Raw genomic sequence first — 452 nt, 5'->3', positions numbered from 1 at the left:
CTGTACGCGCCGTCTCGCGATCCTCTCGATGCCGTGTGTTATGTCCTGAATGACTATCCCAAGCTCGTTGCCGATATCCGCCATCTGCGTCGCCGCCTTGCTGATCTGGATCAGGAGGGCGCGGATATGGATGTTCGGATCGAGGCCTTGCAGTCAGCCTGCAGGGCGATCCTGGAGCTTTGATCGGCCCGGCTGTCACCAGAGTGACTTGTCGCTCTGGTGATGGCTGGGGGACAAGCGAAGCGCGTCAGCGTCGGCGCGCGCCGCCGGCCGGGAGCGGAAGGCATGAGCGATAGGCCGAAGGCGCGGCCGACGCCCCTGTAACACGTCAGATAAACCCCCCTCAAAAAGCTCATTATTGGGCGTTTGGTCTGGAGGCCGCGCGCCACTAGGCTTCCAGAAACGGCATTTTTGCCGATAATTCTGTATGTCGAATGCATGTAGTATGTGCC

General features: G+C 60.2%; 1 protein-coding gene. It reads left to right on the top strand.

The genetic code is table 11. The features are described from left to right. Nucleotides 1-183, top strand: a 183-nt coding sequence (locus J7U37_RS24905; protein ID WP_247637498.1) for a hypothetical protein, incomplete at its 5' end; no start/stop codon positions are given. Between the last annotated feature and the right edge of the window lie 269 nt (nt 184-452).

This window comes from Methylobacterium sp. 37f (assembly GCF_023093475.1).
Classification (GTDB): Bacteria; Pseudomonadota; Alphaproteobacteria; order Rhizobiales; family Beijerinckiaceae; genus Methylobacterium.
Note: the sequence above shows the minus strand (reverse complement) of the source record. Positions and strands in the feature narration are given on the sequence as shown.